The organism is Rhizobium metallidurans, from assembly GCF_014196505.1.
Lineage (GTDB): Bacteria > Pseudomonadota > Alphaproteobacteria > Rhizobiales > Rhizobiaceae > Rhizobium > Rhizobium metallidurans.
Genome location: NZ_JACIDW010000006.1, coordinates 74662 through 96817 on the forward strand (window position 1 = coordinate 74662; position 22156 = coordinate 96817).

The 22156-nt window shown below is 63.3% G+C and carries 21 protein-coding genes and 2 pseudogenes; 11 read left to right on the forward strand and 12 right to left on the reverse strand.

Translation table 11 applies throughout. The annotated features are described in order from the left end of the window. Positions 1–146: 146 nt before the first annotated feature. Complete coding sequence (locus GGQ67_RS11975; protein WP_183900394.1) at positions 147–1598, reverse strand: homospermidine synthase; 1452 nt, start codon at positions 1596–1598, stop codon at positions 147–149. A gap of 137 nt (positions 1599–1735) precedes the next feature. Continuing rightward, a complete protein-coding gene (locus GGQ67_RS11980; RefSeq protein ID WP_183900395.1) occupies positions 1736–2608 on the reverse strand; it encodes a heme-dependent oxidative N-demethylase family protein in 873 nt (290 codons plus the stop codon). A gap of 57 nt (positions 2609–2665) precedes the next feature. On the opposite strand from GGQ67_RS11980, the gene GGQ67_RS11985 reads away from it, so the two are divergent. From GGQ67_RS11985 to GGQ67_RS11995, 3 genes are all read left to right on the forward strand, one after another. Beyond that, positions 2666–2950, forward strand: coding sequence for a CopG family ribbon-helix-helix protein (locus tag GGQ67_RS11985; protein WP_183900396.1), 285 nt, complete (start codon positions 2666–2668; stop codon positions 2948–2950). Next, positions 2947–3246: a type II toxin-antitoxin system RelE/ParE family toxin gene (locus GGQ67_RS11990; RefSeq protein WP_183900397.1), complete on the forward strand. Its 300-nt coding sequence runs from the start codon at positions 2947–2949 to the stop codon at positions 3244–3246. Before GGQ67_RS11985 ends, GGQ67_RS11990 begins: the two co-directional genes overlap by 4 nt. Before the next feature lie 158 nt (positions 3247–3404). After that, positions 3405–4310, forward strand: coding sequence for a sensor domain-containing diguanylate cyclase (locus tag GGQ67_RS11995; protein ID WP_183900398.1), 906 nt, complete (start codon positions 3405–3407; stop codon positions 4308–4310). Here the strand turns inward: GGQ67_RS11995 and GGQ67_RS12000 are convergent. From GGQ67_RS12000 to GGQ67_RS12010, 3 genes are all read right to left on the reverse strand, one after another. Beyond that, entirely contained in the window at positions 4307–4933 is a 627-nt protein-coding gene (locus GGQ67_RS12000; protein WP_183900399.1) for an aminotransferase class IV, read from the reverse strand. The genes GGQ67_RS11995 and GGQ67_RS12000 overlap by 4 nt on opposite strands. A gap of 2 nt (positions 4934–4935) precedes the next feature. After that, positions 4936–6108, reverse strand: a complete 1173-nt coding sequence (locus GGQ67_RS12005; protein ID WP_183900400.1) for an aminodeoxychorismate synthase component I — start codon at positions 6106–6108, stop codon at positions 4936–4938. Positions 6109–6369: 261 nt separating this feature from the next. Further along, a complete protein-coding gene (locus GGQ67_RS12010) occupies positions 6370–8223 on the reverse strand; it encodes a M3 family oligoendopeptidase (RefSeq protein ID WP_183900401.1) in 1854 nt (617 codons plus the stop codon). Positions 8224–8432: 209 nt separating this feature from the next. Here GGQ67_RS12010 and GGQ67_RS12015 point away from each other — a divergent pair. The 4 genes and pseudogenes from GGQ67_RS12015 to GGQ67_RS12025 all read left to right on the forward strand — a co-directional run. After that, positions 8433–9687: pseudogene (locus GGQ67_RS12015) on the forward strand (sigma-54-dependent transcriptional regulator); the annotation flags it as partial. A gap of 86 nt (positions 9688–9773) precedes the next feature. After that, positions 9774–9986, forward strand: a pseudogene (locus GGQ67_RS25660) (helix-turn-helix domain-containing protein); the annotation flags it as partial. A gap of 180 nt (positions 9987–10166) precedes the next feature. After that, positions 10167–12074 (forward strand): peptidoglycan L,D-endopeptidase MepK, encoded by a 1908-nt coding sequence (locus tag GGQ67_RS12020; protein ID WP_183900403.1) that lies wholly within the window; start codon positions 10167–10169, stop codon positions 12072–12074. 126 nt (positions 12075–12200) lie between these two features. Further along, positions 12201–12968, forward strand: a complete 768-nt coding sequence (locus GGQ67_RS12025) for a pyrroline-5-carboxylate reductase (RefSeq protein WP_183900404.1) — start codon at positions 12201–12203, stop codon at positions 12966–12968. A 14-nt stretch (positions 12969–12982) separates the two neighbouring features. Here the strand turns inward: GGQ67_RS12025 and GGQ67_RS12030 are convergent, their stop codons facing one another. After that, entirely contained in the window at positions 12983–13177 is a 195-nt protein-coding gene (locus tag GGQ67_RS12030; RefSeq protein ID WP_183900405.1) for a hypothetical protein, read from the reverse strand. Between the two features lie 102 nt (positions 13178–13279). Next, positions 13280–14392 (reverse strand): NAD(P)/FAD-dependent oxidoreductase, encoded by a 1113-nt coding sequence (locus GGQ67_RS12035; RefSeq protein WP_183900406.1) that lies wholly within the window; start codon positions 14390–14392, stop codon positions 13280–13282. Positions 14393–14643: 251 nt separating this feature from the next. Here GGQ67_RS12035 and GGQ67_RS12040 point away from each other — a divergent pair, with 251 nt between their 5' ends. Continuing rightward, a complete protein-coding gene (locus tag GGQ67_RS12040; RefSeq protein ID WP_183900407.1) occupies positions 14644–16080 on the forward strand; it encodes an NAD-dependent succinate-semialdehyde dehydrogenase in 1437 nt (478 codons plus the stop codon). 106 nt (positions 16081–16186) lie between these two features. On the opposite strand, the gene GGQ67_RS12045 is transcribed toward GGQ67_RS12040, so the two are convergent. The 3 genes from GGQ67_RS12045 to GGQ67_RS12055 form a co-directional block, all read right to left on the reverse strand. Next, entirely contained in the window at positions 16187–16450 is a 264-nt protein-coding gene (locus GGQ67_RS12045) for a DUF2312 domain-containing protein (RefSeq protein WP_018899724.1), read from the reverse strand. Positions 16451–16540: 90 nt separating this feature from the next. Then, positions 16541–16846, reverse strand: coding sequence for a DUF1244 domain-containing protein (locus tag GGQ67_RS12050; RefSeq protein ID WP_183900408.1), 306 nt, complete (start codon positions 16844–16846; stop codon positions 16541–16543). 15 nt (positions 16847–16861) lie between these two features. Further along, positions 16862–17650: an N-formylglutamate amidohydrolase gene (locus GGQ67_RS12055; RefSeq protein WP_183900409.1), complete on the reverse strand. Its 789-nt coding sequence runs from the start codon at positions 17648–17650 to the stop codon at positions 16862–16864. A 233-nt stretch (positions 17651–17883) separates the two neighbouring features. Here GGQ67_RS12055 and GGQ67_RS12060 point away from each other — a divergent pair, with 233 nt between their 5' ends. Both GGQ67_RS12060 and pyk read left to right on the forward strand, forming a co-directional pair. Then, positions 17884–18369 (forward strand): DUF1036 domain-containing protein, encoded by a 486-nt coding sequence (locus tag GGQ67_RS12060; RefSeq protein WP_183900410.1) that lies wholly within the window; start codon positions 17884–17886, stop codon positions 18367–18369. After that, on the forward strand, positions 18369–19808 hold the full coding sequence (gene pyk, locus GGQ67_RS12065) for a pyruvate kinase (RefSeq protein ID WP_183900411.1): 1440 nt from the start codon (positions 18369–18371) through the stop codon (positions 19806–19808). Before GGQ67_RS12060 ends, pyk begins: the two co-directional genes overlap by 1 nt. Positions 19809–19937: 129 nt before the next feature. On the opposite strand, the gene GGQ67_RS12070 is transcribed toward pyk, so the two are convergent. Together GGQ67_RS12070 and GGQ67_RS12075 are read right to left on the reverse strand one after the other, a co-directional pair. After that, on the reverse strand, positions 19938–20912 hold the full coding sequence (locus GGQ67_RS12070) for a threonine ammonia-lyase (protein WP_183900412.1): 975 nt from the start codon (positions 20910–20912) through the stop codon (positions 19938–19940). A 70-nt stretch (positions 20913–20982) separates the two neighbouring features. After that, entirely contained in the window at positions 20983–21225 is a 243-nt protein-coding gene (locus GGQ67_RS12075) for a helix-turn-helix domain-containing protein (protein WP_343056511.1), read from the reverse strand. A gap of 207 nt (positions 21226–21432) precedes the next feature. Between GGQ67_RS12075 and GGQ67_RS12080 the strand changes: the two genes are divergently transcribed. Further along, entirely contained in the window at positions 21433–22137 is a 705-nt protein-coding gene (locus GGQ67_RS12080) for a hypothetical protein (protein ID WP_246400169.1), read from the forward strand. Positions 22138–22156: the final 19 nt, after the last annotated feature.

A 22156-nucleotide genomic window follows, 5' to 3' on the forward strand; every position in this document is an offset into this window, starting at 1 on the left:
CGAAAAACATAACGCTTGGTTAACGAACACATGGCGCGCGCGTTCCGGGAAGGCAAGGCTTCTTGCGGGCGCGAAGGCATTTATACAGCAGGCGTTACAAAAATGCCCGCCTTGCGGCGGGCATCTCGTGATCTTGCTCGTTACTATCAGCGAACGAGGATGTTCTTGAACTGCCAGGGATCCTTGGTGTCGATGTCCTCGGGGAAGAGACCCGGGCGGCCATCGAGCGGGGTCCAGTCGGTGTAGTGACCTTCGACCGGGCCGAGGTAGGGCAGCTGCACTTCGAGGCAGCGCTTGTAGTCGATCTCGTCGGCTTCGACGATGCCGGCCTTCGGGTTCTCAAGCGCGTAGACCATGCCGGCCAGGACCGCCGAGGTGACCTGCAGGCCGGTGGCGTTCTGGTAAGGCGCGATGCGGCGGGTCTCTTCGAGCGACAGGCGCGAGCCGAACCAGTAGGCGTTCTTCTCGTGGCCGTAGAGCAGCACGCCGAGTTCGTCGACGCCGTCTACCAGCTCGTGCTCGTCGAGAACGTGGTGAACCGGCTGCGCGGTGCCGCCGTTGCCGAACATCTCATGCAGCGACAGAACGGCGTCGTTGGCGGGATGGTAGGCGTAGTGGCAGGTCGGGCGGAAGGTCACTTCGCCGTCCTTGTCGCGCACCGTGAAGTAATCGGCGATCGAGATCGACTCGTTGTGGGTGACGAGGAAGCCGTATTGCGGGCCAGGCGTCGGGCACCAGGTACGAACGCGGGTGTTGGCGCCCGGCTGCTCGAGGTAGATGGCGGCCTTGCAGCCCTTCTTGTGCTTCTTGGCGTTCTTCGGCATCCAGTTTTCGTGGGTACCCCAGCCGAGTTCGGCCGGCTGCAGGCCTTCGGAGATGAAGCCTTCGACGGACCAGGTGTTCCAGAAGACGTTGAGCGGCTTCGGGTTCTTGGTCAGCTGCGTGTCTCGCTCGGCGATGTGGACGCCCTTGACGCCGAGCTTCTTCATCAGCTTGGCCCAGCCTTCGCGGTCATGCTGATCCGGTTCGTCGAACTTCAGGCCGGTATCGTTGGCGAGGTTGACCAGCGCCTGCTTGACGAACCAGGACACCATGCCCGGGTTTGCGCCGCAGGTGGAAACGGCGGTCGTGCCACCCGGATTCTTGGCCTTTTCCTTGCGAACGGTTTCGCGCAGCGCGTAGTTGGTGCGGTCGGCGTTCTTCATGGATTTGTCGAAGTAGAAGCCGAGCCACGGCTCGACGACGGTGTCGATGTAGAGAACGTCGAGCTTGCGGCAGAGCTTCATCAGGTCGAGCGAGCCGGTGTCGACCGAGAGGTTGACGCAGAAGCCCTGGCCTTCGCCTTCGGTCAGAAGCGGCTTCAGGAGCTCCTTGTAGTTGTCCTTCGTCACGTATTCCTTGATGTGACGGACGCCGTGCTGCTTGAGGATCTCCATGTCGGAGGGCTCTTCACGCGGGTCGATGACGACCATCCGGCTCTTGTCGAACTTGAAGTGGCGCTCGATCAGCGGCAGCGTGCCGCGGCCGATGGAGCCAAAGCCGATCATGACGATCGGGCCGGTAATTTCGGCATATACCGGGTGGTTCTGTTCCGTCATTCTTTTCTCCTGTGGAAGGCGACGAAGGCGAGACGCCTCTAAGAATTCATCTGAAATCGTTCAAATACCGCTAGGTGACCGGCTCTAATCACAAAATCACGTCACAATAAAGAGCGTTCCGGCCGGGAATGTAAATATCAGGTGAAGCGATCGTTGCTTGCAAACGCGTGCAATTTTGCCACGAGTTCGCTCTTCTGCAGGCTCAGCCCCTTGTAGGCCGTCTGGTGCTCGTCGAGACTTTCGAGCTGCGCCGCGAAGCTCGCCGCGAGGCTTTGCGCCCGCGGGTGGCTGATGATGGCGGCGATGGGATCGACGTAGACGCGGATGGTAAAGAGGATGTCGCCCGACCGGGGGAGCTTGCGCAAGGTCTGGCGCTCGACGCGGGCGAAGCGGTCGGCGAGCGTGAAGGGCTCGGCCTGCGGCGGGCGACGGTGCTTGGACAGCGGCAGGAAGAGGGCGCTCGAGGTATTGACCGACCAGTTCAGCCGCTCGACCGCTTGGGAGACCTGCAGATTGTCGAAGATGCGGTGGATCAGGGTGGCGTTGCGCGTACCCTCGCCGAAGCCCGGCACATCCGCATGGATCGCATGCATCGGCCGGCCGAATTTTTCGCGCAGCGACCACGAGGACGGGAAGGCGACGAAACCGGCAACGAGCTGCCAGCCATCCGGCTTTCGGCGCATGATGACAAGATCATCCTGGATCATCAGGCCGGCGCCGAGCAGCGGAGGGCGGTCGGCGTCGGTGTCCGGGACGTTGGGAAGGAGCTGCGGATGGCGTTCGCGCAGATGTTGTCGCAGCAGGTCGAGTGCTTCCTGCTGTGCGTCCTCGGTGCCGGCTTCGGCCACGAAGACCTCGTCGCGACTGCTCTCGACCAGCGCACGCTTTTCGCCGACATAGCGGGCCCAATCGGCATCGGGCTCGATCCAGCGGTCGGGATCGAGCGGCATGAGGCCGATGGTGAAGGGCCTGGCCGAGCCGTCATAGGGTGTGTAGGTCGGTGGCGTCATTGTCAGCAAAGTGCCGATTTGCTAGCCTGCTGGCAATAGGTGACGAGGGGCCGGGCGATGGCTGGCAAAGTTGTTTCATTTCGTGTGTCTGACCCCCTCATGCAGAGGTTGGACAAACTCGCTCAGGTGACAAAGCGCGACACGTCCACGCTCGCGCATGAAGCGCTTGCAGACTACCTCGCGCGCCAAGACGAGCAGGCCGCCGCGATCGATGAGGCCATCTTGGCGGCCGACAGTGGCGAGTTTATTTCGAACGAGGCGATGACGAAGTGGCTCGAATCTTGGGGAACCGATAACGAGCTTCCGCCCCCTGAAATCGATATCCGCAAAAAACGCCGATGAGCGTCGTCTGGTCGTCGCTTGCCAGAGACGATCTGATCGCGATCCAGCGCTATATCGCGCAATTCAACCCGGCTGCGGCTCGGGCTGTTTCGGCACGGCTCATCAATGCCGCCAAGTTATTGGGTGAACGCCCGCATCTTGGCCTGCGAACCCATCGTGAGGAAGCCCGCAGGCTGATTGTGTCGAATTCCGTCTATTCGCTCATCTATTTGATACGCGACGGAGATATCGAAATTGTCGAGGTGTTTGACGGTCGGCGGCGGGCACCGCGTACCGACCTCAGTCGCGACGTGTGAGCTTCACCTTGCCCCAGCCCGGCTATCGCCTTCGTGAACCAAGGCGTCGCATTCCGAGACACCTGAATAGGGCAATTGCGCCGAAACCATCCATCATCTTTTCAGATTTTTGCGTCAAACTGCGAATCATCGTTATCTCTACGCCCCGGAACCATCGGATGAACCAGATATCGGAGCGGCTTGCGGAATTGCATGAGGACAGTTTTGTCCTGATCGCCCTTTACGATCAGGACGACCGCCTGCGCTACGCAAACCCGGCCTTTCGCACGACCTTCGCACTGGAGCCGGAGGAATACCCGCTATGGGCCGAGCTGATGCGCCGCAATACGAGCAGCGGCAAGGGCACGATCATCCGCGCCGCCGACTTCGAGACCTGGCTGGTCTCGGCGCAATCGCGGCGTGGCAAGCTGCCGTTTCGCGCCTTCGAGACGGATGTGGTCGACGGCCGGTGGCTGTGGATGACGGAGACCGTGCAGAAGGATGGCTGGATGCTGTGCATCGCCAGCGACATCACCCATCTGAAGGCCAGCGAACGCGACGTCAGGCAGGATCGCGACTTCGCGCTCAAGGCCTCGCAGACCGACGAACTCACCAGCGTCTCCAACCGCCGATTCATGATGGCGGCGCTCGACAATCTCGCCAACGGCAAGGCCGTCTCGCGCTCCGCGGGCGGTTGCATCTGCATCATCGACCTCGATTTCTTCAAGCGCATCAACGATGTCTACGGGCATCAGACGGGCGACGACGTGCTCATCGATTTCGCCCGCCGGGTGCATCCCCTCGTGCGCCGGCGCGACAGTTTCGGGCGGATCGGCGGCGAGGAGTTCATGCTGATCCTGCCCGATACGACCTTGGCGCAGGGTGAGCTGATCATCGAGCGGATCCTGACCACGGTGCGTGGCGCCAGGCCGATCCTGAACGCGCCGGGTTTTTCCTACACCTGCTCGGCGGGACTCGCGGAACTGCACCCCGGCGACACGGCGCGCGAGCTTTACGCGCGCGCCGACGAGGCGCTCTATCATGCCAAGCAGGGCGGGCGGGATCGATTGCGGATCGTGGCTTAAAGCACGATCTTTGCCGGTATCAACCCGCGCAGCGAATTGCCGACGTAGAGTTTTCCCGTTTTCAGGTCATCGCGCGTGATGCGGCCGACGCGGGCCTTGCGCTGGCAGATGAGTTCGGTGCGCAATACACCAGCCAGCAGGCCGCAGGAGATCGGCGGCGTGCGCAGGAGGCCGGAGCCGTCGTCGAGGAAGATCGAGGTGATCGTGCCCTCGCAGGCCTCGCCGCGCTCGTTCAGCATCAGCACCTCGTCGGCTTCATCGGTGGCGTATTCAGCTCTCGCCCGATCGTAGACCGCCCGGCGCGTGGTCTTGATGCGCAGCAGTTTGTCGGTGGAGTCCAGCCGTTGATCGGCGATGCGGATGGTCCAGATCGTATCGGGCGCAAGCGGCGTGAAGGGGGCGGTGGTGACCGCGATATTCGCGTTTTCGTCGAAGGTCAGCCTGACGCGCTGCGGCGATGTGGCGCCGGCGACGGCTTGCTGCAATCTTTCGAGCGCGCCCAGCGGCTGCGGAAAGCCGATGCGGCGGGCGGAGCGGGTGAGGCGGGCGAGATGCAGGCGCAGGCGAATGAAGCCGGTGTCGGGCTCGTAGCGCAGGGTTTCGATCAGCGAGAAATCGGCCACGGTCAGACGCTCCCTGTCCCTGCGATTGGCTGGTCGCCGATGGCGAAGCGGGCCTTCAGGAGGCACTCCTCGTATTCGGCTGCCGCGGTTGAATCGATGACGATGCCACCGCCGACATTGAAGACGGCGCGGCCGTCGTCGAAGAGCGTCAGCGTGCGGATGGCGACGGAGAAGCGCATGGCGCCCGATGGCGCGATCATGCCGATCGCGCCGCAATAGACGTCGCGCGGGCCGTCCTCCAGTTCATGCAGGATGGTCATGGCGCTGATCTTGGGGGCGCCCGTGATCGAGCCGCAGGGGAAAAGGGCGGCGAGAATGTCGCGGATTTCGAGGTTGGGCAGGAGCTTTGCCTGCACGTGGCTCACCATCTGGTGCACCGTAGGATAAGTCTCGATGTCGAAGAGTTTTGGGACGTCGAGCGTGCCGACTTCCGTGATGCGGGAGATATCGTTGCGCAGGAGGTCGACGATCATGCGGTTTTCGGCCTGCGTCTTGATGTCGGCGAGCATGGCTTGCCTGATCGCCTCGTCCTCTGCGGGGGTGTCGCCGCGCCTTGCGGTGCCCTTCATCGGATGCGTCTCGATCCAGCCTTCCTCGTCGGTGCGGAAGAAGAGCTCGGGCGAGCGCGACAGGATGACCGGGCCGCCGAGATCGACCAGCGCGCCGTATTTCACCGGCTGGCGCGATATCAGCGACCAGAAGGCCGCGCGCGGGTCGCCGGACCAGCGGGCCGTAATCGGCATGGTGAGATTGGCCTGGTAGCCATCACCCTGCATGAGGTGGTGGTGGAGGCGGTCGAAGCGGTTCTTGTAGGTGCAGAAATTCCATGCGGCTTTCGGCGCCGTCAGGAACTCTTCGTTTTCGAGGCGTTGTGTTGGCTGGGCGAGGGGGTGGCCGTCCGGCTGCGGGTGGTCGAAGACGCCGAAGCAGAGAAGTGGGGTTTCGCGGTTGTCGATGGCGAAACCGGCGAGCTTGTCCTCGAAGAGGTGGCCGGCCTCATAAGAAATGTAGCCGGCGAGCCACTTTCCGGATGCCTTGGCCTTCTCCATGCGGGCGAGGCCGGCAAAGACCTCGGCGCGGGTGTGGGCGACGATGATCTCGGCCGGGTCTGCGAAGAGCATGACTTGGCCGGTTGTGTCGTCGCGGAAGAGGATGTGGGGGGCGCGCCCGTTCATGCTGGGTCCTGTTTCTGAAGCGGGGCGGTGCGACGACCTCCCTTCTCCCCGACGGGGAGAAGGTGCCGGCAGGCGGATGAGGGGGCCACGGGCGCAATTGCCTATCGCATTCGCTCAAGGCGTCGCTTCCGCTCCGCCCCCTCATCGCCTCGCTACGCTCCGGCACTTCTCCCCATCGGGGAGAAGAGACCTGTGGCGGCGTAACGCCCCATCTCTTGTTTCCGTGGCGTGAGAAGCACGCTACTGGCGCTTCCTTCCACCTCAGCCCTTATCTAGCGCTTCCAGCTCGTCGATCAGCCCCTCGATCATCGACAAACCCTTGCTCCAGAACGACGGATCGGTGGCGTCGAGGCCGAAGGGCTTGAGGAGTTCGGAGTGATGCTTGGTGCCGCCCGCCTTCAGGAGCTCGAAATACTTGTCCTGAAAGCCCTGATCCGCCTTCTGGTAGACGGCGTAGAGCGAGTTTACCAGGCAGTCGCCGAAGGCATAGGCGTAGACATAGAAGGGCGAGTGGATGAAGTGGGGGATGTAGGTCCAGTAGGTCTCGTAGCCCTCGGAGATCCTGATCGCCGGGCCGAGGCTTTCGGCCTGCACCGACAGCCATAGCTCGCCGATCTGCTCGGCCGTGAGCTCGCCTTCCTTGCGGGCGGTGTGAACCTTGCGCTCGAATTCGTAGAAGGCGATCTGGCGCACGACCGTGTTGATCATGTCCTCGACCTTCTGGGCGAGCATCGCCTTGCGCTCGCGCTTGTCCCTGGTCTTGTCGAGAAGGGCGCGGAAGGTCAGCATTTCGCCGAAGACGGAAGCGGTTTCGGCAAGCGTCAGCGGCGTCTGGCACATCAGCGCGCCCTGGCCGCCGGCCAGCACCTGGTGGACGCCGTGGCCGAGTTCATGGGCGAGCGTCATCACGTCACGCGGCTTGCCGAGATAGTTGACGAGCACATAAGGGTGGGCGGAGGGAACGGTCGGGTGCGCGAAGGCGCCCGGCGCCTTGCCGGGGCGAACGGGAGCATCGATCCACTCCTCGTCGAAGAAGCGCTTGGCGATCGCGGCCATCTCGGGGGCGAAGTTGCAGTAGGCGGATAGCACCGTGTCCTTGGCCTCCGTCCAGGAAATGACGGTGTTGGAGGTTTCCGGAAGCGGCGCGTTGCGGTCCCAGAACTCCATCTGATCCATTCCGAGCCACTTGGCCTTCATCGCGTAGTAGCGGTGCGACAGGCGCGGATAGGCGTCGCGGACGGCGGCGGCCAGCGCATCGACCACATCGCGCTCGACGCGGTTGGCGAGGTGTCTCGAATCGGCGATGTCGTCGAAGCCGCGCCAGCGGTCGGAAATGTCCTTGTCCTTGGCGAGCGTGTTGGTGATCAGCGTGAAGATGCGCAGATTGTCCTTGAAGGTCTTGGCGAGCGCCATGGCACCCTTGCGGCGCACCTCGGGGTCGCGGTCCTGCAGCATGTTGAGCGTCACCTCGATCGACAGCATCTCGCCATCCACCTCGAAGCGCAGTTCGGCCATGGTCTCGTCGAACAGGCGGTTGAAGGCGGCGGCCGAGGTCATCGACTTCTCGAGGAAGAGCTGTTCCAGTCTGTCGTCGAGCTGGTAGGGCTTGTCCTTGCGCAGATCGACCAGCCAGGGGCGGTAGTGGCCTGCATCGGGGTCGTTCTTCATGCAGGCGTCGATCACGGCGTCGTCGATGCGGTTCAATTCGAGCGCGAAGAACAGCAGGTGGCCGGAGAAATCGGTGATCTTCGCCTGCACGTCGCCGTAGAGCTTGCCGTTTGCGGGGCTCGACGTGTCGGAAAAATAGGTGAGGCCGGCGAACGAGCCGAGGCGGCCGACGATGTCGTCGAGCGCTTCATATTCCTTCAGCGCCTGGCCGATGCCGTCGGCACCCTTTTTCGTCGCGGCGTCCGAGAGCTTGCCCTTCCATTTGGCTTCGAAGGCAAGAGAATCCTTTTCGGCTTTCGCCATGTCGGCCTTGAAGGCGTCGGAGGTGGCGGAGGGATAGAGGTCTTCAAGCTTCCAGGTCGGGAGGTCGCCAAGTTCGATCGCCTTCGCGGAACCGGCATTGCTTACCGAAAAGTTGCATTCGGCGCCGAAGAGCGGGTTTTTCATGAGCGGGATCCTCTTCCTATTTTACGACAGGTCTGACTGTCTAAGCGCCCAAAGCCTTGGCATCAAGGGGCTTTTCGTCGCGCGGGAGCGTCGTTTCGAGGCGAATCCGCCTTCGTCACAAACGTTAAAATGCGATTATTTCTCAAAACTGGATGTTCAAGCCTTTCTGCGACATTGCCATCCAAGGTTTCGCATGAAGTGAGGCAGCAATGACCGGTTACAACGAGCACAAGGGTGCAGCGCAGATACTTGTCGTCGAGGACGATCCTGTACAGCGCAGACTGCTTAAGAACGCCATCGAGCGTCACGGACACGTCGTCCACCAGGCAGAGAATGGCCGGATCGGTCTTGAGATGGTGAAGAGGGGCAGCGGCCTCTACAACGTCATCGTTCTCGACCTGATGATGCCCGAGATGACAGGTCTCGAGTTTCTCGAGGCAATCCATGCGTTCGGTACGCAAATTCCCGTGATCGTGCAGACCGGGCAGGGGGGAATCGAGACGGTGGTGCAGGCGATGCGCGCCGGCGCCTTCGATTTCGTCGTCAAGCCGGTGTCGCCGGAGCGGATTTCCAATTCGATCGCCAATGCGCTGAAGCTCGATCAGCGCGAGGTCAAGGCGCGTGCCGGGCGACGTTCGCGCTCGGGTGCCGTCGGCTTCGACGATATCGTCTCGGCAAGCCCGGCGATGATCCGGGTGCTGGATCTCGCCCAGCGCGCCGCGCAATCCAACATTCCCGTCGTGCTCGAAGGTGAATCCGGCGTCGGCAAGGAACTGGTGGCCCGCGCCATCCAGTCCGGCAGCGACCGCTCCGGCAAGCCATTCGTCACCGTCAACTGTGGCGCCATTCCGCACAATCTGGTCGAGAGCATCCTGTTCGGCCATGAGAAGGGTGCGTTTACGGGCGCCACGGAGCGGCATGTCGGCAAGTTCATGGAAGCCGACGGCGGTACCATCTTCCTCGACGAGATCGGCGACCTGCCGCTCGACGTGCAGGTGAAGCTGTTGCGCGCCGTGCAGCAGGGCGAGATCGAGACCGTCGGCGCGCGCACCGCGCACAAGGTCAACGTCCGCCTGATCTCGGCGACCAACAAGGATCTGATCGAAGAGGTCAAGAACGGCCACTTCCGCGAAGATCTCTACTATCGCCTCAACGTGTTCCCCATCACCATCCCGGCGCTGCGCAAGCGCAAGGAGGATATTCCGCATCTGGTGCGGGTGTTCACGGAACGCTTCTCGAGCGAGCAGAAGAACGGCAACCGCATGACGGTCAATGCCGGCGCGCTGGCGCTGCTCACGGCCTACGACTGGCCAGGCAACATCCGCCAGCTGGAGAACGCGATCTTCCGCGCCGTGGTTCTGGCCGACGGTCCGGAACTGACGGAGGCCGATTTTCCGCAGATCGCCGCGCAGCTGCCGGAATACGATGTCGTCGATCATCTGGCGCTGGTTGCCGACAACAGCAGCAATGTTCGCCTCGGCGAGATCGCCGCCGCCGAATTCGGCGTCTCGCAGACGGTGGCCGACAATGTCGCGGCGCGGATCAACGACGCACCCGACAACGCGATCTCGAGCACCAATCCGGCCGGCGACGTGCGCAAGCTTGCCGACGTCGAGGAAGAGCTGATCCGATTCGCGCTGAAGTTCTATCGCGGTCAGATGAGCCAGGTTGCACGCAAACTGGGCATCGGTCGCTCGACGCTTTACAGAAAGTTGAAGGACTACGGAATTGACCCGGACAACCCGCAAAAGGACGCTGCATAGGGTGTATCAGTTAAGATTCCGGCAATCATCTTTTGTTACCAATCATAAACCACTTGTTAGTGGCCTGTTCACTATGTAAAGAAAAGGTTGATCATGTGTGGCATTTTTGCCATCGTGTGACCGCATTTAACAGTCAAGGGTCAGATTGAGGGACCATCGGCTGTCTGACGGGGATTGAGTTTGCCGGATCTGAATTGGAATACGAAGCCTTCGCGCCTGACATGGCGCACTAGGTGCGCAGACCTTTGCGGAAAGGTGACAAGGACGGCTATGGCCGCCCTTCTCGCAGTTGCAGTTTCGTCGCCCGTCATTGTGAGTTCGCCCTCGCAGGCGGCCGGCGAGACGCGTAGTCTCAAGCTTTATTTCATCAATACGGGTGAAAAGGCTGTCATCACCTACAAGCGCAACGGCCGCTTCGACCCCAAGGGTCTCGAGCAGTTGAACCGCTTCCTTCGCGACTGGCGCAAGAACCAGCCGACGAAGATGGACCCGCGCCTTTTCGATCTGATCTGGGAAGTCTACCGCCAGAGCGGTTCCCGGGAATATATCAGCGTCGTCTGCGGCTTCCGCTCACCGGCAACCAACGCGATGCTCAAGGGCCGTTCGCGTAATTCCGGCGTTGCGGAAAAGAGCCAGCATATGCTCGGCAAGGCCATGGACTTCTTCATTCCCGACGTCAAGCTCGCGACCTTGCGCGGCATCGGCATGAAGATGCAGGTCGGCGGCGTTGGTTTCTATCCGAAATCGGGTTCGCCTTTCGTGCACATGGATGTCGGTGGTGTTCGCGCCTGGCCGCGCATGACCCGCGACGAGCTTGTGCGCCTGTTCCCGAACGGCAATACCATGCACATCCCGGCCGACGGCAAGCCGCTGCCGGGGTATGAGCAGGCCGTCGCCGATTACAAGCGCCGCGTCAGCGACAGCTCCGTGCAGATGGCAAGCTCGGGCGCTTACGCCGGTTCGTCCGCCGAAGAGCGGAAGCGACCGAAGACCCTGTTCGCTGCCCTGTTTGGCGGTGGCGAGGATGATGCGGAAGATAGCGCGGAAGACAGCGCGCCCGTCGCCGTTGCCAAGGCAACGCCGCCGAAGGCCGCCGACATGCCGAACGCGGCTGACCCGAGCCAGGGTGCTCCCGCCGAGGCGGCCGCGCAGCAGCAGACCGAGGTCGCAAGCGTGAACGCGCCGATCCCGCAGGTGCGGCCGGCGTTCGCAAATCAGCCTGGCGGCAGCGAAGTGGCCAACGCCCTCGTCGCTCCGCAATCCGGCAACGCCGCGCAGGATGCGCTTGCCGCTGTGACCGTTCAGGGTCAGCAGAGCTTCGCCGATCTGAGCGGCTATAGCATTCCCGTGCCTTCGCTCCTCGGCGCGCGTCGTTCTCCTGGAGACGCGGAAGTCGCTTCAGCCGATCCGGCTGCCGCGATGACGGGGAATCTCGCGGGCGTGCCGACACCGGTCGAGCGTCCGGCCCTGGCAGAGAAGCTCCTGGCCGCGGCGAATGCCGGTCCGGAAGCTGGCGATGACGAGGCGGATCAGCAGGATACGCTTTCACCTGCTGTCGCCGACGCTCTCAACCAGCAGCACAATGCCAATAGTGGCCAGCTTGCGGCCAACCAGCCGCCGGTATCGAGTGTCGAACAGGCTATAAACGCGGCCATGCCGCAAAAGGTTCCGGCTGAAAAGCCGCCGGTCCAACTGGCCGCCCTTGCTCCGCCGACCAAGTCGGCAAGCTTCGGCGATGTCTTCGATACGCCGAAGCCGGCGATCGAGCCCGGCGCCACTCAGGGCCTTTCCACCAAGGGTGGCCGCCCGACCAAGAACCAGGCCGCCGAGGCCGATGCCAGCCGTGCGACCGTTACCACCGAGCCGAAGCTGACGCAGAAGATCATCTCGCAATGGGCGCTGAGCAACGCGCGCATGGAAATGGTCACCAAGCCGGTCAAGGCACCGCGTTTCGTCAGCCAGACGTTGCGTGCGCAGCCGAAGGCGGTCTATGCCGAGGGCTTCACCAAGACGGCGTCGATCGACACGGGCCGCTTCAGCGGTACGGCGGTCAATTTCATGGAAGTGCGCAAGTTCGACGCGAACTGAGTCTGCTTCCAGACCAGACACCAGAACCGCCGGAGCAATCCGGCGGTTTTTTGTTGATGTCCCCATGGTCGGTAGAGGCCGATACGCTGAGGATGCGCGCCGGTAAATGGCAGAGGAGGAGTTGCTATGAAGATCGGGTTCTTGGGCACGGGGGCGATCACCGAGGCCATGGTCAAGGGGATGCTCGGCTCCTCGCTCGACCTCACGCGCATCATTGTCTCGCCGCGCAATGGCGAGATCGCGGCACGGCTTGCGAAATCGTCGCCGCTGGTCGAAATCGGCGCCGACAACCAGGCCGTGGTCGATGCCGCCGATGTCCTGTTCCTGGCCATCCGGCCGCAGATCGCCGAGGCGGTGATCAAGCCCTTGCGCTTTCGCGCCTCACAGAGCGTGGTCAGCGTCATTGCGGCAACGGACCGGGCGACGCTCGAGGGCTGGATCGATGCGCCGGTGGCGATCACCCAGGCCATTCCGCTGCCATTCGTCGCCGAGCGCGCCGGGGTGACGGCGATCTTTCCCGAGAACGACACGGTTGCGGCGATCTTTTCGGCCCTCGGCAGCACGGTGGCATGCGAGACGCGGGCGGAATACGACCTGCTGGCGGCGGCGAGCGCGTTGATGGCCAGCTATTTCGGCATCCTCGATCGCACCACCGGCTGGCTCGCCGATCAGGGGATGGCGAAGGAGAAGGCGCGGGCCTATCTGGCGCCACTGTTCCTCAGCCTGGCGCAGACGGCGGTCAAGCATGGCGACACGCCGCTTGAGACGCTGAAGGAGGAGTTCTCCACCAAGGGCGGCCTAAACGAACAGGTATTCGATGACTTCGACCGCAAGGGCGGCAGCGAGGCGCTGATCGCGGCGCTCGATCGCGTCCTGGCGCGGATCAGGGGGTAGGGCGTGAGCGCCGTTCAGGGCTTGCCGGGGTTGTCGTTGGCGGTGGAGCGAAACTGCTCATCTTCAAGCACGCGCGCACCGGTGTCGAGAACACGGATCACCATCTCGTAGATGTTGAGCGCGCGTTTGCTTGAGGGCATGCCATTGTCGAGCATATCAAGCGCCTGACGCAGGCGCTCGGCCAGCTCCCTGTCGGTAATCGTTTTCACGGCACGCGCTCCGCAAGTTGCTCTTCTGACAGCGCAATCTACCCCGAATTGCGGGATGAAGCCACTATCCGAAGGTTGGAGACAGGTTTTGCGCGTAGCCTCTCAGGCGGCGATCCCGGACACGACGTGTTCGGCGATCGCCAGTGACGAAGTCAGGCCCGGGCTCTCGATTCCATAGAGATGCACCATGCCATTTATGCCGTGCACGGCTGGGCCGTGAATGGCGAAGTCGGCGGCGGGCTGGCCGGGGCCGGAGAGTTTCGGGCGGATGCCGCTATAGGCCGGCTGCAGGCAATTGTCGGGCAGGCCGGGCCAGTAGCGCCGGATCTCGTCGTAGAACCGCTCGCAGCGGGTCGGATCGACCTCGTAGTCGATCGCGTCGATCCATTCGACATCGGGCCCGAAGCGGATGGAGCCGCCGAGATCCATCGTCAGGTGAACGCCGAGACCGCCATCCTCGGGTACCGGATAGATCAGCCGCGAGAAGACGTTGCGTGTCGGGGCGGAAAAGTAATTGCCCTTGGCAAGCTGGAGCCTGGGCACCGTGGCGTGGTCCAAGCCGGAGACGAGCCGGGCGAGATCGTTGGCGCGCAGGCCGGCGGCGTTGATGAAGTGGCGCGATGATATGTCGTATTCCTCGCCGCTCGTCTTGTCGCGGGTGCGCAGGACGAAGCGATTGTCGGCGGCCTCGCCTGACACGATCTCGGTGTTGAGAGCGATGAAGGCGCCGGCGTCCTCGGCATCGCCCCGCAAGGAGAGCATCAGCGCGTGGCTGTCGATGATGCCGGTCGAGGGCGAGACGAGGGCGGCGACGCAACGGAGCGCCGGTTCGCGCGCCATCGCTTCCTCGCCGGAGATCAGCACCAGATCATCGACGCCGCATTCGACCGCCTTCAAGCGGATGGCCTCGAGTTTCCCGACCTGCGACGGGCTGGTCGCGACGATGAACTTGCCGCAGCGGGCATGGGGGATGCGCCTGTCCTCGGCATAGCGATAGAGCTTTCCGCGGCCCTCGATGCAGAGCCGCGCCTTCAGCGATCCCGGTGGATAGTAGATGCCGGCGTGGATGACTTCGGAATTGCGGGAGCTGGTCTCCATGCCGATCATCGGATTGGCCTCGATGACGAGCGTGTCCAGTCCGCGCATCGCCGCTTCGCGCGCGATCGCCAGCCCGATCACGCCGGCACCGGCGACGATGCAACCGACTTCGTCCATGTGCTTTTCTCCCACGACGTCATGTTCAGTACATCAATCCGGGGCATGGTCAAAGTACCGCAATCGTGGGGTTGAAGGGTGTGGCCGGCTACCAAATTATGGGGCTCGCAGGCCACGATTTTCGGTCTATAAGGTCGCAGCCCCTAAGAACGGGCGGATGCCTAGCCTATATGGAATGGGTGTGGAGCGATGTGTTTTTCGCCGGCTCCGCTGTCCGACAATTTGATTGATGAAGACGACAAGGAATAATCATGCAGACCTATCCCGATGTGAAGCTGTTCATCGACGGCGAATGGAAGAATGCGGCCTCCGGCCGGACGCTGCCCGTCACCGACCCGGCCACGGGTGAAACCATCGGCACCATTCCGCATGCCTCCCGCGAGGATCTCGACGCGGCACTCGCCGCCGCCGACAAGGGCTTCCGCGTCTGGCGCGACACCTCGCCCTTCGACCGCTCCAAGATGATGCGCCGCGCCGCGGACCTGTTGCGCGAGCGCAAGGAAACCATCGCCTGGATGATGACGCGCGAGCAGGGCAAGCCGCTGGCGCAGTCGCTGGTCGAAATCGCCGGCGCCGCCGACGTGATCGACTGGTTCGCCGAAGAGGCGCGCCGCACCTACGGACAGGTCATTCCGTCGCGCGCGCCCAATGTCACGCAGCTGGCGATCAAGTCGCCGGTCGGTCCGGTGGCGGCCTTCACGCCTTGGAACTTCCCGATCAACCAGGTGGTGCGCAAGCTTTCGGCCGCGGTTGCCGCCGGCTGCTCGATCATCGTCAAGGCGCCCGAGGAAACGCCGGCATCGCCGGCCGAGCTGATCCGCGTCTTCGCCGATGCCGGCATTCCCGCTGGCGTCGTCAACCTCGTTTACGGCATTCCGGCCGAGATCTCCGAGTATCTGATCTCGCATCCCGTCATCCGCAAGATCTCGTTTACCGGCTCGACCCCCGTCGGCAAGCAGCTGGCGGCGCTCGCCGGCCTGCACATGAAGCGGGCGACCATGGAACTCGGCGGCCACGCGCCGGTCATGGTGTTCGACGACGCCAATGTCGATCAGGCCGTGTCGATCATGGCAGGCTCGAAGTTCCGCAATGCCGGCCAGGTCTGCGTCGCGCCGACGCGCTTCCTGGTGCAGGACGGCGTGATGGACCGGTTCACGGATGGCTTCGTGAAGGCCGCGCAGGCGGTCAAGGTCGGCAACGGCCTGGATGCAGGCGTCGAGATGGGCCCGCTCGCCAACGAGCGCCGCATCCCGGCTCTCGAGGAGCTGATCAACGATGCCGTTTCGAAGGGCGCCGAGCTCAAGACCGGTGGCCGCCGCATCGGCAACACCGGCAACTTTTTCGAGCCGACTGTGCTTGCCAACGTGCCGCTTTCGGCGCGCGTGATGAACGAGGAGCCCTTCGGCCCGCTCGCCATCATCAACCGCTTCTCGACGCTCGACGATGCGATCACCGAGGCGAACCGCCTGCCGTTCGGCCTGGCCTCCTTCGCCTTCACCAGCTCGAGCGCCACCGCGCAGGCGCTTGGCCGCCGCGTCGAAGCCGGCATGCTGTCGATCAACCACAACGGTCTGGCGTTGCCTGAAGTGCCGTTCGGCGGCATCAAGGATTCCGGCTACGGCACGGAAGGCGGTTCGGAAGCGATCAACGCCTATCTCGACGTGCGCTACGTCACGCAGCTCGGCTGAGTCACACAGCTCGGCTGATCGGCTGAGCAAAGAGACAAAAAGAAAGCCGCCGGGGCGACCCGGCGGCTTTCTCATTGGTGGCGATCGTGTCGATCGTAACAGGTAATCAGGCTTCCGCCGGACCTTCGATCATGCCGAGGGCTGCCAGATAGGTGTCGAGGATGGCTTCTTCCTCGAGACGCTCCTGCTCGTCCTTCTTGCGCAGCGCGATCACCTTTTTCAGGATCTTGGTGTCGAAGCCGGTACCCTTGGCTTCGCCGTAGACGTCCTTGATATCGTCGGCGATGGTCTTCTTTTCTTCTTCCAACCGTTCAATGCGCTCGATGAAAGCGCGAAGCTGGTCGCGGGCAACGCCGTGGGCATCAGACATCGTGTTCTCCTGCTAGGGGGATAAAAATTCAGATGGCGTTGACTGCCGCGAAGTGCCGCCGGGGTCAAGCCTATTCGACAGAGCGGGGGCTCATTTGTGCGGGTTGTTGCTTTCGAATGCGGCTTTTTGTTGGGCCGAGGCTTCGGTCTGGTGGCGGCTTTTCCACTCGTCGAAGGGCATGCCGTAGACGATCTCGCGAGCCTCGTCCTTCGTCAGTCCGACGCCGTCGGCATCGGCCGCGTCCTTGTACCAGTTGGACAGGCAGTTGCGGCAAAAGCCGGCCAGATTCATCATGTCGATGTTCTGCACGTCGGTGCGTTCGCGCAGGTGCGCCACGAGGCGGCGGAAGGCGGCGGCTTCGAATTCGGTCTGTTGTTGCTTGCTGAGCGTGGTCATGTCGCTCTCCTCTTCTCAGTATGGGCCAGTGCGCGAGGCATGCACCTCGTATTGATGCAGGGCCGGATCGGCGTTCATGGTCTTGAAGATCGGCGCCAGCCGCTCGGCCCAGGCGGCGATCCCGGCGGCGTCGCCGATCAGGTCCTGGCGCACCTCGAGCAGCGCATGCGGGATGCCCGTGACCATGCAATGCCGGTACATGGTGTCACCCTTCAGCGCGCCATCATAGGGCTCGTTATCGCCGATCACCAGATCGGGATCGGCGCGCAGCAAGTCAAGAAGCGGGCCGACGGCGCGGTGGTCGCTATCCCACAGGACGGCGGCGTGCCACGGGCGCGGCACGTTTTTCCAGGCGGGCGTGAAGGAGTGAAGCGAGAGCACCAGTGGCGCCTTGCCGGTGGCCGAGGCGACCGCCGAAATCGTCTCGCTGACGGCATTGTGATAGGGGCGGTGAAAATTGGCGATGCGGCCGTTCCACTCTTCGTCCGATATCGGATGATTGCCCGGAATGATGGCGCCATCGGAGATCTTCATGATCAGCGTCGGGTCGTCCTCGCCGCGGTTCGGATCGATCAAGAGACGGGAGAAACCGCCGAGCACGGCGGGAACGCGAAGCTTTTCAGACAGTGCCCGCGTCAGCCCCTCGATGCCGATGTCATAGGCGATATGGCGGGCGAAGGCGCTTTCGGGAAGGCCCAGGCTACCATGGCGCTCCGGCAGGCGATTCATCGCATGGTCGGCGAGCAGCACCATACCGCTGTCATGATGCCCGCCTAGAATTTCGAAGGATTGGAAGTCGTTCATCGAGGACAATGCCGTTGACTGTTTTGAAGCGTGTCACTGATCGCACGGGCAGGGGAAGCGTTCAAGCGCGGGCCGCGATCATTCGCCTGGCAATAGCGCGGCAATCTCGGCGCGATCCTTGCGGCAGCGAGTGCCGCCGTTGGTCCATGTCAGAAATATAATCGATTAGCATTGCGTTGACTTTCGCCGGGAGGCAGCGCAAGAAGGCACGACAACGAATAACCGGGAGCCAATTGGAAGTCGTGTTGATCCAGACCGCGCCATGTTTCCTTACGCGTTCCGGGCCGCTTGCCCGTTTTGCTCTTTTTGTTCTCGCGGCGTTCTCGCCGTTCTTCATCGCCGACGTGGCGCGCGCGGATTTTCGCGTCTGCAACGGGACGCAGAATCTGGTGGGTGTGGCGATCGGATACCGCGCCACCGACGGCTGGATGACGGAAGGCTGGTGGCAGGTGCCGGCAACGACCTGCGCGACGCTGATCGAGGGAGAGCTGCAGTCCCGTTACTACTATCTCTACGCAGAGGACGCTGCCCGGGGGGGACGATGGACGGGCGACGTGCAGATGTGCGTGGCGGAAAACGAATTCAAGATCACGGGTGTCAATGATTGCTACGCCCGTGGCTACCAGAAGATGGGGTTCAAGGAATATGACACGGGCCGCCAGGGCAGCTGGATGGTCCAACTTTCCGATACCCCAGGCACCCAAGAAAGTCCGAACTGATGAAGCGTAACCGCAAAGTAAAAATCCTCGCAACTCTCGGACCCGCCTCGTCCGAGGAAGCGATGATCGAGAAGCTGCACCAGGCCGGTGCCGACGTTTTCCGCATCAACATGAGCCATGCCAGCCATGACACGATGCGTACGCTGATCCAGCGCATCCGCGCCGTCGAATCGCGTAGCGGCCGGCCGATCGGCATTCTCGCCGACCTTCAGGGTCCGAAGCTGCGCGTCGGAAAGTTCGCCGACGTTAAGGTCGACCTGAAGCCGGGCGACACGTTCACGCTCGACAACAACGACACCCCCGGCGACAAGAACCGCGTGTTCCTGCCGCATCCCGAGATTCTCGAAGCCGTGAAGCCGGGCGACCGTCTGCTGATCGACGACGGCAAGCTGGCGCTGCGCGCCGAAAAGTGCGACGGCAAGAGCATCGTCACAACAGTCATCTCCGGCACCCGGATTTCCGACCGCAAGGGCGTCAGCCTTCCCGACACCATCCTCACCGCTGGCGTGCTGACCGACAAGGACCGCGCCGACCTCGATGCGGTTCTGGCGACCGACGACGTCGATTGGGTGGCGCTGTCCTTCGTGCAGCGTCCCGAGGATCTCGTCGAAGTGCGCAAGATCGCCCGCGGCCGCGTCGGCCTGATGGCCAAGATCGAAAAGCCGCAGGCGATCGAGCGGATCGAGGAGATCATCGAGCTCTCCGACGCGCTGATGGTCGCCCGTGGCGACCTCGGCGTGGAAATGCCGCTCGAATCCGTTCCCGGTATCCAGAAGCAGCTGATCCGCGCCTGCCGCCGTTCGGGCAAGCCCGTCGTCGTCGCCACGCAGATGCTGGAATCGATGATCTCGGCACCGGTTCCGACCCGCGCCGAAGTCTCCGACGTCGCGACCGCCGTCTTCGAAGGCGCCGACGCCGTCATGCTGTCGGCCGAATCCGCGTCCGGCGACTATCCGATCGAGGCCGTCTCGACGATGGCGTCGATCGCCAGCACGATCGAGCGCGAGCCGCACTATCCTGGGATCATCTACGCGCAGCGCGCCCAGGCGGAAGCCACCGGCGCCGACGCGATTTCGCTGGCCGCGCGCCAGATCGCCGAAACGCTGCGCCTGTCGGCCATCGTCTGCTACACCTCGTCGGGCACGACGGGCCTGCGCGCCTCGCGCGAGCGTCCGCAGGTGCCGATCCTGGCGCTGTCGCCGGTTATCCAGACCGCGCGCCGCCTAGCCATCGTCTGGGGCCTGCACTGTGTGGTCACGCATGACGCGACCGACCTCGACGACATGGTCAACCGCGCCTGCCGTATCGTCGCCGACGAAGGCTTCGGCAAGCCGGGCGACCGCATCATCATCTCGGCCGGCGTGCCGCTCGGCACCCCCGGCGCCACCAACATGCTGCGCATCGCCTATATCGGCTCGGACGGCCAGAGCGGGTTTTGATCCGGATTTGGTTTGATTGAATTGAGAACCCGCTGCCTCCTGGAGGTGGCGGGTTTTTCGTTGTTGGGTTGTGGTGGATTGCCGGCTTGGCGGATGGGGAATTTTCGCGCCGACCTCGCGATCCGCGACCTACCCCCGCAACGCCAGCGCCCGGGCGAACATCTCGTCATCGACATTGCCGCCCGAGGTCACCACGATGGCGGCATCCTCCTGCAACTGCTCTCCATGAAACAGCGCGGCGGCCAGTGCCACGGCGCCGCCGGGTTCGACGACGATCTTCAGGCGGGTGAAGGCCAGCGCCATGGCGCGCAGCGCCTCCTCGTCGGTAACGACGATGCCCGGGCCGGCGAGGCGCTTGAGAATCGGGAAGGTGATGTTGCCGGGCTGCGGGGTGATGATGGCGTCGCAGATCGAGCCTGATAGCGTGGCGTTGCGCTCGATCCTGCCCGAGGCCAGCGAGCGGGTGGTGTCGTCGAAGCCTTCGGGCTCGCAGGGGCGAACACGGAAGCCCGGCGTGCGCGCCTCGAGCGCCAGCGCGATGCCCGAGGTCAGGCCGCCGCCGCCGCAGGGAGCCAGCACCTCGGCCGAGCTTACGCCTTCCTCTTCCGCCTGTTCGGCGATCTCCAGCCCGGTCGTGCCCTGGCCGGCGATGACCTGCGGTTCGTCGAAGGGCTTGATGAGCGTCAGCCGGCGTTCCTCGGAGAGGCGCGCGCCGATGGCGTCGCGGTCTTCCTTGGCGCGGTCGTAGAGCACGACCTCGGCGCCGAGCGCGCGGGTGTTTGATATCTTCAGCTTCGGTGCGTCGTCGGGCATGATGATGACCGAGGGGACGCCGTGCAGCCTGGCGGCAAGGGCGACGCCCTGCGCGTGGTTGCCGGAGGAAAACGCGATGACGCCTCGGGCGCGCACCTCGGGTTCGAGCGCCGAGACGGCCGACCAGCCGCCGCGGAACTTGAAGGAGCCGGTGTGCTGCAGGCATTCCGCCTTGATGAACAGCCGGCGCCCGGCGATCTCGTCGAGAAACGGAGAGGAAAGAAGCGGGGTGCGGCGGGCATGTCCACGCAGGCGGGCGCGGGCGGCGACGATCATTTCAATGCTGACCATGGAAAGCTCTTTCGGATGATAATGTCATCATGAATAGGACGCCAACCCGACATTGTGAACGGCTGCTTTGTCACGGTGACATGAAAAGCGTCTTTCGCGGCGCCGGCAAGAGTTCGGGCTCCAGCGCGGGCTGCGGCGCGGGGGCCTTGCCGGTCGGGCGGGTCTGGTGGCGCCTGCGGTAGTCGGTAGGGTTCGTGCCGGTCAGGCGCAGGAATTCGCGGTTGAAATTCGACTTGCTGATGAAGCCGCAGTCGAACATCAGCCGGGTCACGGGCTCGTCGCTCTTTTCCAGCATTTCGCGGGCGGCGCGAATTCGGAAGTCGTTTGTCTTTCAGCATGTCTTCACCCCCAAACCGGTGACCACGTTCGGGAGACATGCCGTAGCGATATGAGCACGACAATGACCTTGATCGCAATCGCGCGCGACCCGGATCGCGATCAAGGTCTCGATTTTGCGTTGCGTCGGCGACCTTGGGTTCGCCGCTCGATGGGAGCGGCGTCACGCAAGGAGACTGCCATTATGATCATCATAACCATACCACTGCTCCTGTTCACGCTGGTTTCGAGCTATGCCGACGGCTGGCGGATGGGTGAGACGATCGACGTCTCGGCGATCCGCTCGATCGTGATAACGGGTGACGCCAGTTCCATCCGCATCAGCACCAATACCGACAATCCCTATCGCGCCGAGACGCGGGGCCGGCGCGACGGCTGGTTCAGCCGCTGGTATTCGAGCTGGTTCTTCAGCGGTTGCGAGGACCAGAGCCGGATGACGATAAACGGCCCGACGCTGTCTATCGCGGTCGCTTCCGGGCAATGGTTCGATCTCTCCGATTGCTCGTCCGAGGTCGTCGCCAACATTCCGCCGGGCGGGTCGATCCAGGTCAACCAGCAGGCGGTCATGGCGCGGTTCGAGGGAGAGTTTGAAAAGCTCCGCCTGTCGAGCAATGCGGCCGATGTGACGCTGCAGGGTCACGCCGCGAGCGTTGAGATCAACAGCGACGCTCTGCGGGCCCGTCTCGTCTACGACAAGCTCGATGCCGACGAGACGATCGACGTCAGGGCGCGTTCGGTGGACAGCTATCTCGACTTCGGCAAGGACGCGCCTGTCGACTACACCGTCACCGCGGCCGCTTCGCTGATCGACAGCGCGCGGCCTAGCGTGACCGGCGCCAAGCCCGCCGTCACCATCAGGGCGCAATACGCCCGCACGACGATCCGCTAGATGCCGGGACTAAACATCT

What these genes read in the sequence shown, in the direction of transcription:
- GGQ67_RS11995 (WP_183900398.1), top strand. Translation starts at nt 3,405, where the DNA reads ATGAACCAGATATCGGAGCGGCTTGCGGAATTGCATGAGGACAGTTTT.
- GGQ67_RS12005 (WP_183900400.1), bottom strand. Translation starts at nt 6,108, where the DNA reads ATGAACGGGCGCGCCCCCCACATCCTCTTCCGCGACGACACAACCGGC.
- GGQ67_RS11990 (WP_183900397.1), top strand. Translation starts at nt 2,947, where the DNA reads ATGAGCGTCGTCTGGTCGTCGCTTGCCAGAGACGATCTGATCGCGATC.
- GGQ67_RS11980 (WP_183900395.1), bottom strand. Translation starts at nt 2,608, where the DNA reads ATGACGCCACCGACCTACACACCCTATGACGGCTCGGCCAGGCCCTTC.
- GGQ67_RS12040 (WP_183900407.1), top strand. Translation starts at nt 14,644, where the DNA reads ATGCAGACCTATCCCGATGTGAAGCTGTTCATCGACGGCGAATGGAAG.
- GGQ67_RS12080 (WP_246400169.1), top strand. Translation starts at nt 21,433, where the DNA reads ATGATCATCATAACCATACCACTGCTCCTGTTCACGCTGGTTTCGAGC.
- GGQ67_RS12070 (WP_183900412.1), bottom strand. Translation starts at nt 20,912, where the DNA reads ATGGTCAGCATTGAAATGATCGTCGCCGCCCGCGCCCGCCTGCGTGGA.
- GGQ67_RS12050 (WP_183900408.1), bottom strand. Translation starts at nt 16,846, where the DNA reads ATGACCACGCTCAGCAAGCAACAACAGACCGAATTCGAAGCCGCCGCC.
- GGQ67_RS11985 (WP_183900396.1), top strand. Translation starts at nt 2,666, where the DNA reads ATGGCTGGCAAAGTTGTTTCATTTCGTGTGTCTGACCCCCTCATGCAG.
- GGQ67_RS12055 (WP_183900409.1), bottom strand. Translation starts at nt 17,650, where the DNA reads ATGAACGACTTCCAATCCTTCGAAATTCTAGGCGGGCATCATGACAGC.
- GGQ67_RS12045 (WP_018899724.1), bottom strand. Translation starts at nt 16,450, where the DNA reads ATGTCTGATGCCCACGGCGTTGCCCGCGACCAGCTTCGCGCTTTCATC.
- GGQ67_RS11975 (WP_183900394.1), bottom strand. Translation starts at nt 1,598, where the DNA reads ATGACGGAACAGAACCACCCGGTATATGCCGAAATTACCGGCCCGATC.
- GGQ67_RS12010 (WP_183900401.1), bottom strand. Translation starts at nt 8,223, where the DNA reads ATGAAAAACCCGCTCTTCGGCGCCGAATGCAACTTTTCGGTAAGCAAT.
- pyk (WP_183900411.1), top strand. Translation starts at nt 18,369, where the DNA reads ATGAAGCGTAACCGCAAAGTAAAAATCCTCGCAACTCTCGGACCCGCC.
- GGQ67_RS12025 (WP_183900404.1), top strand. Translation starts at nt 12,201, where the DNA reads ATGAAGATCGGGTTCTTGGGCACGGGGGCGATCACCGAGGCCATGGTC.
- GGQ67_RS12035 (WP_183900406.1), bottom strand. Translation starts at nt 14,392, where the DNA reads ATGGACGAAGTCGGTTGCATCGTCGCCGGTGCCGGCGTGATCGGGCTG.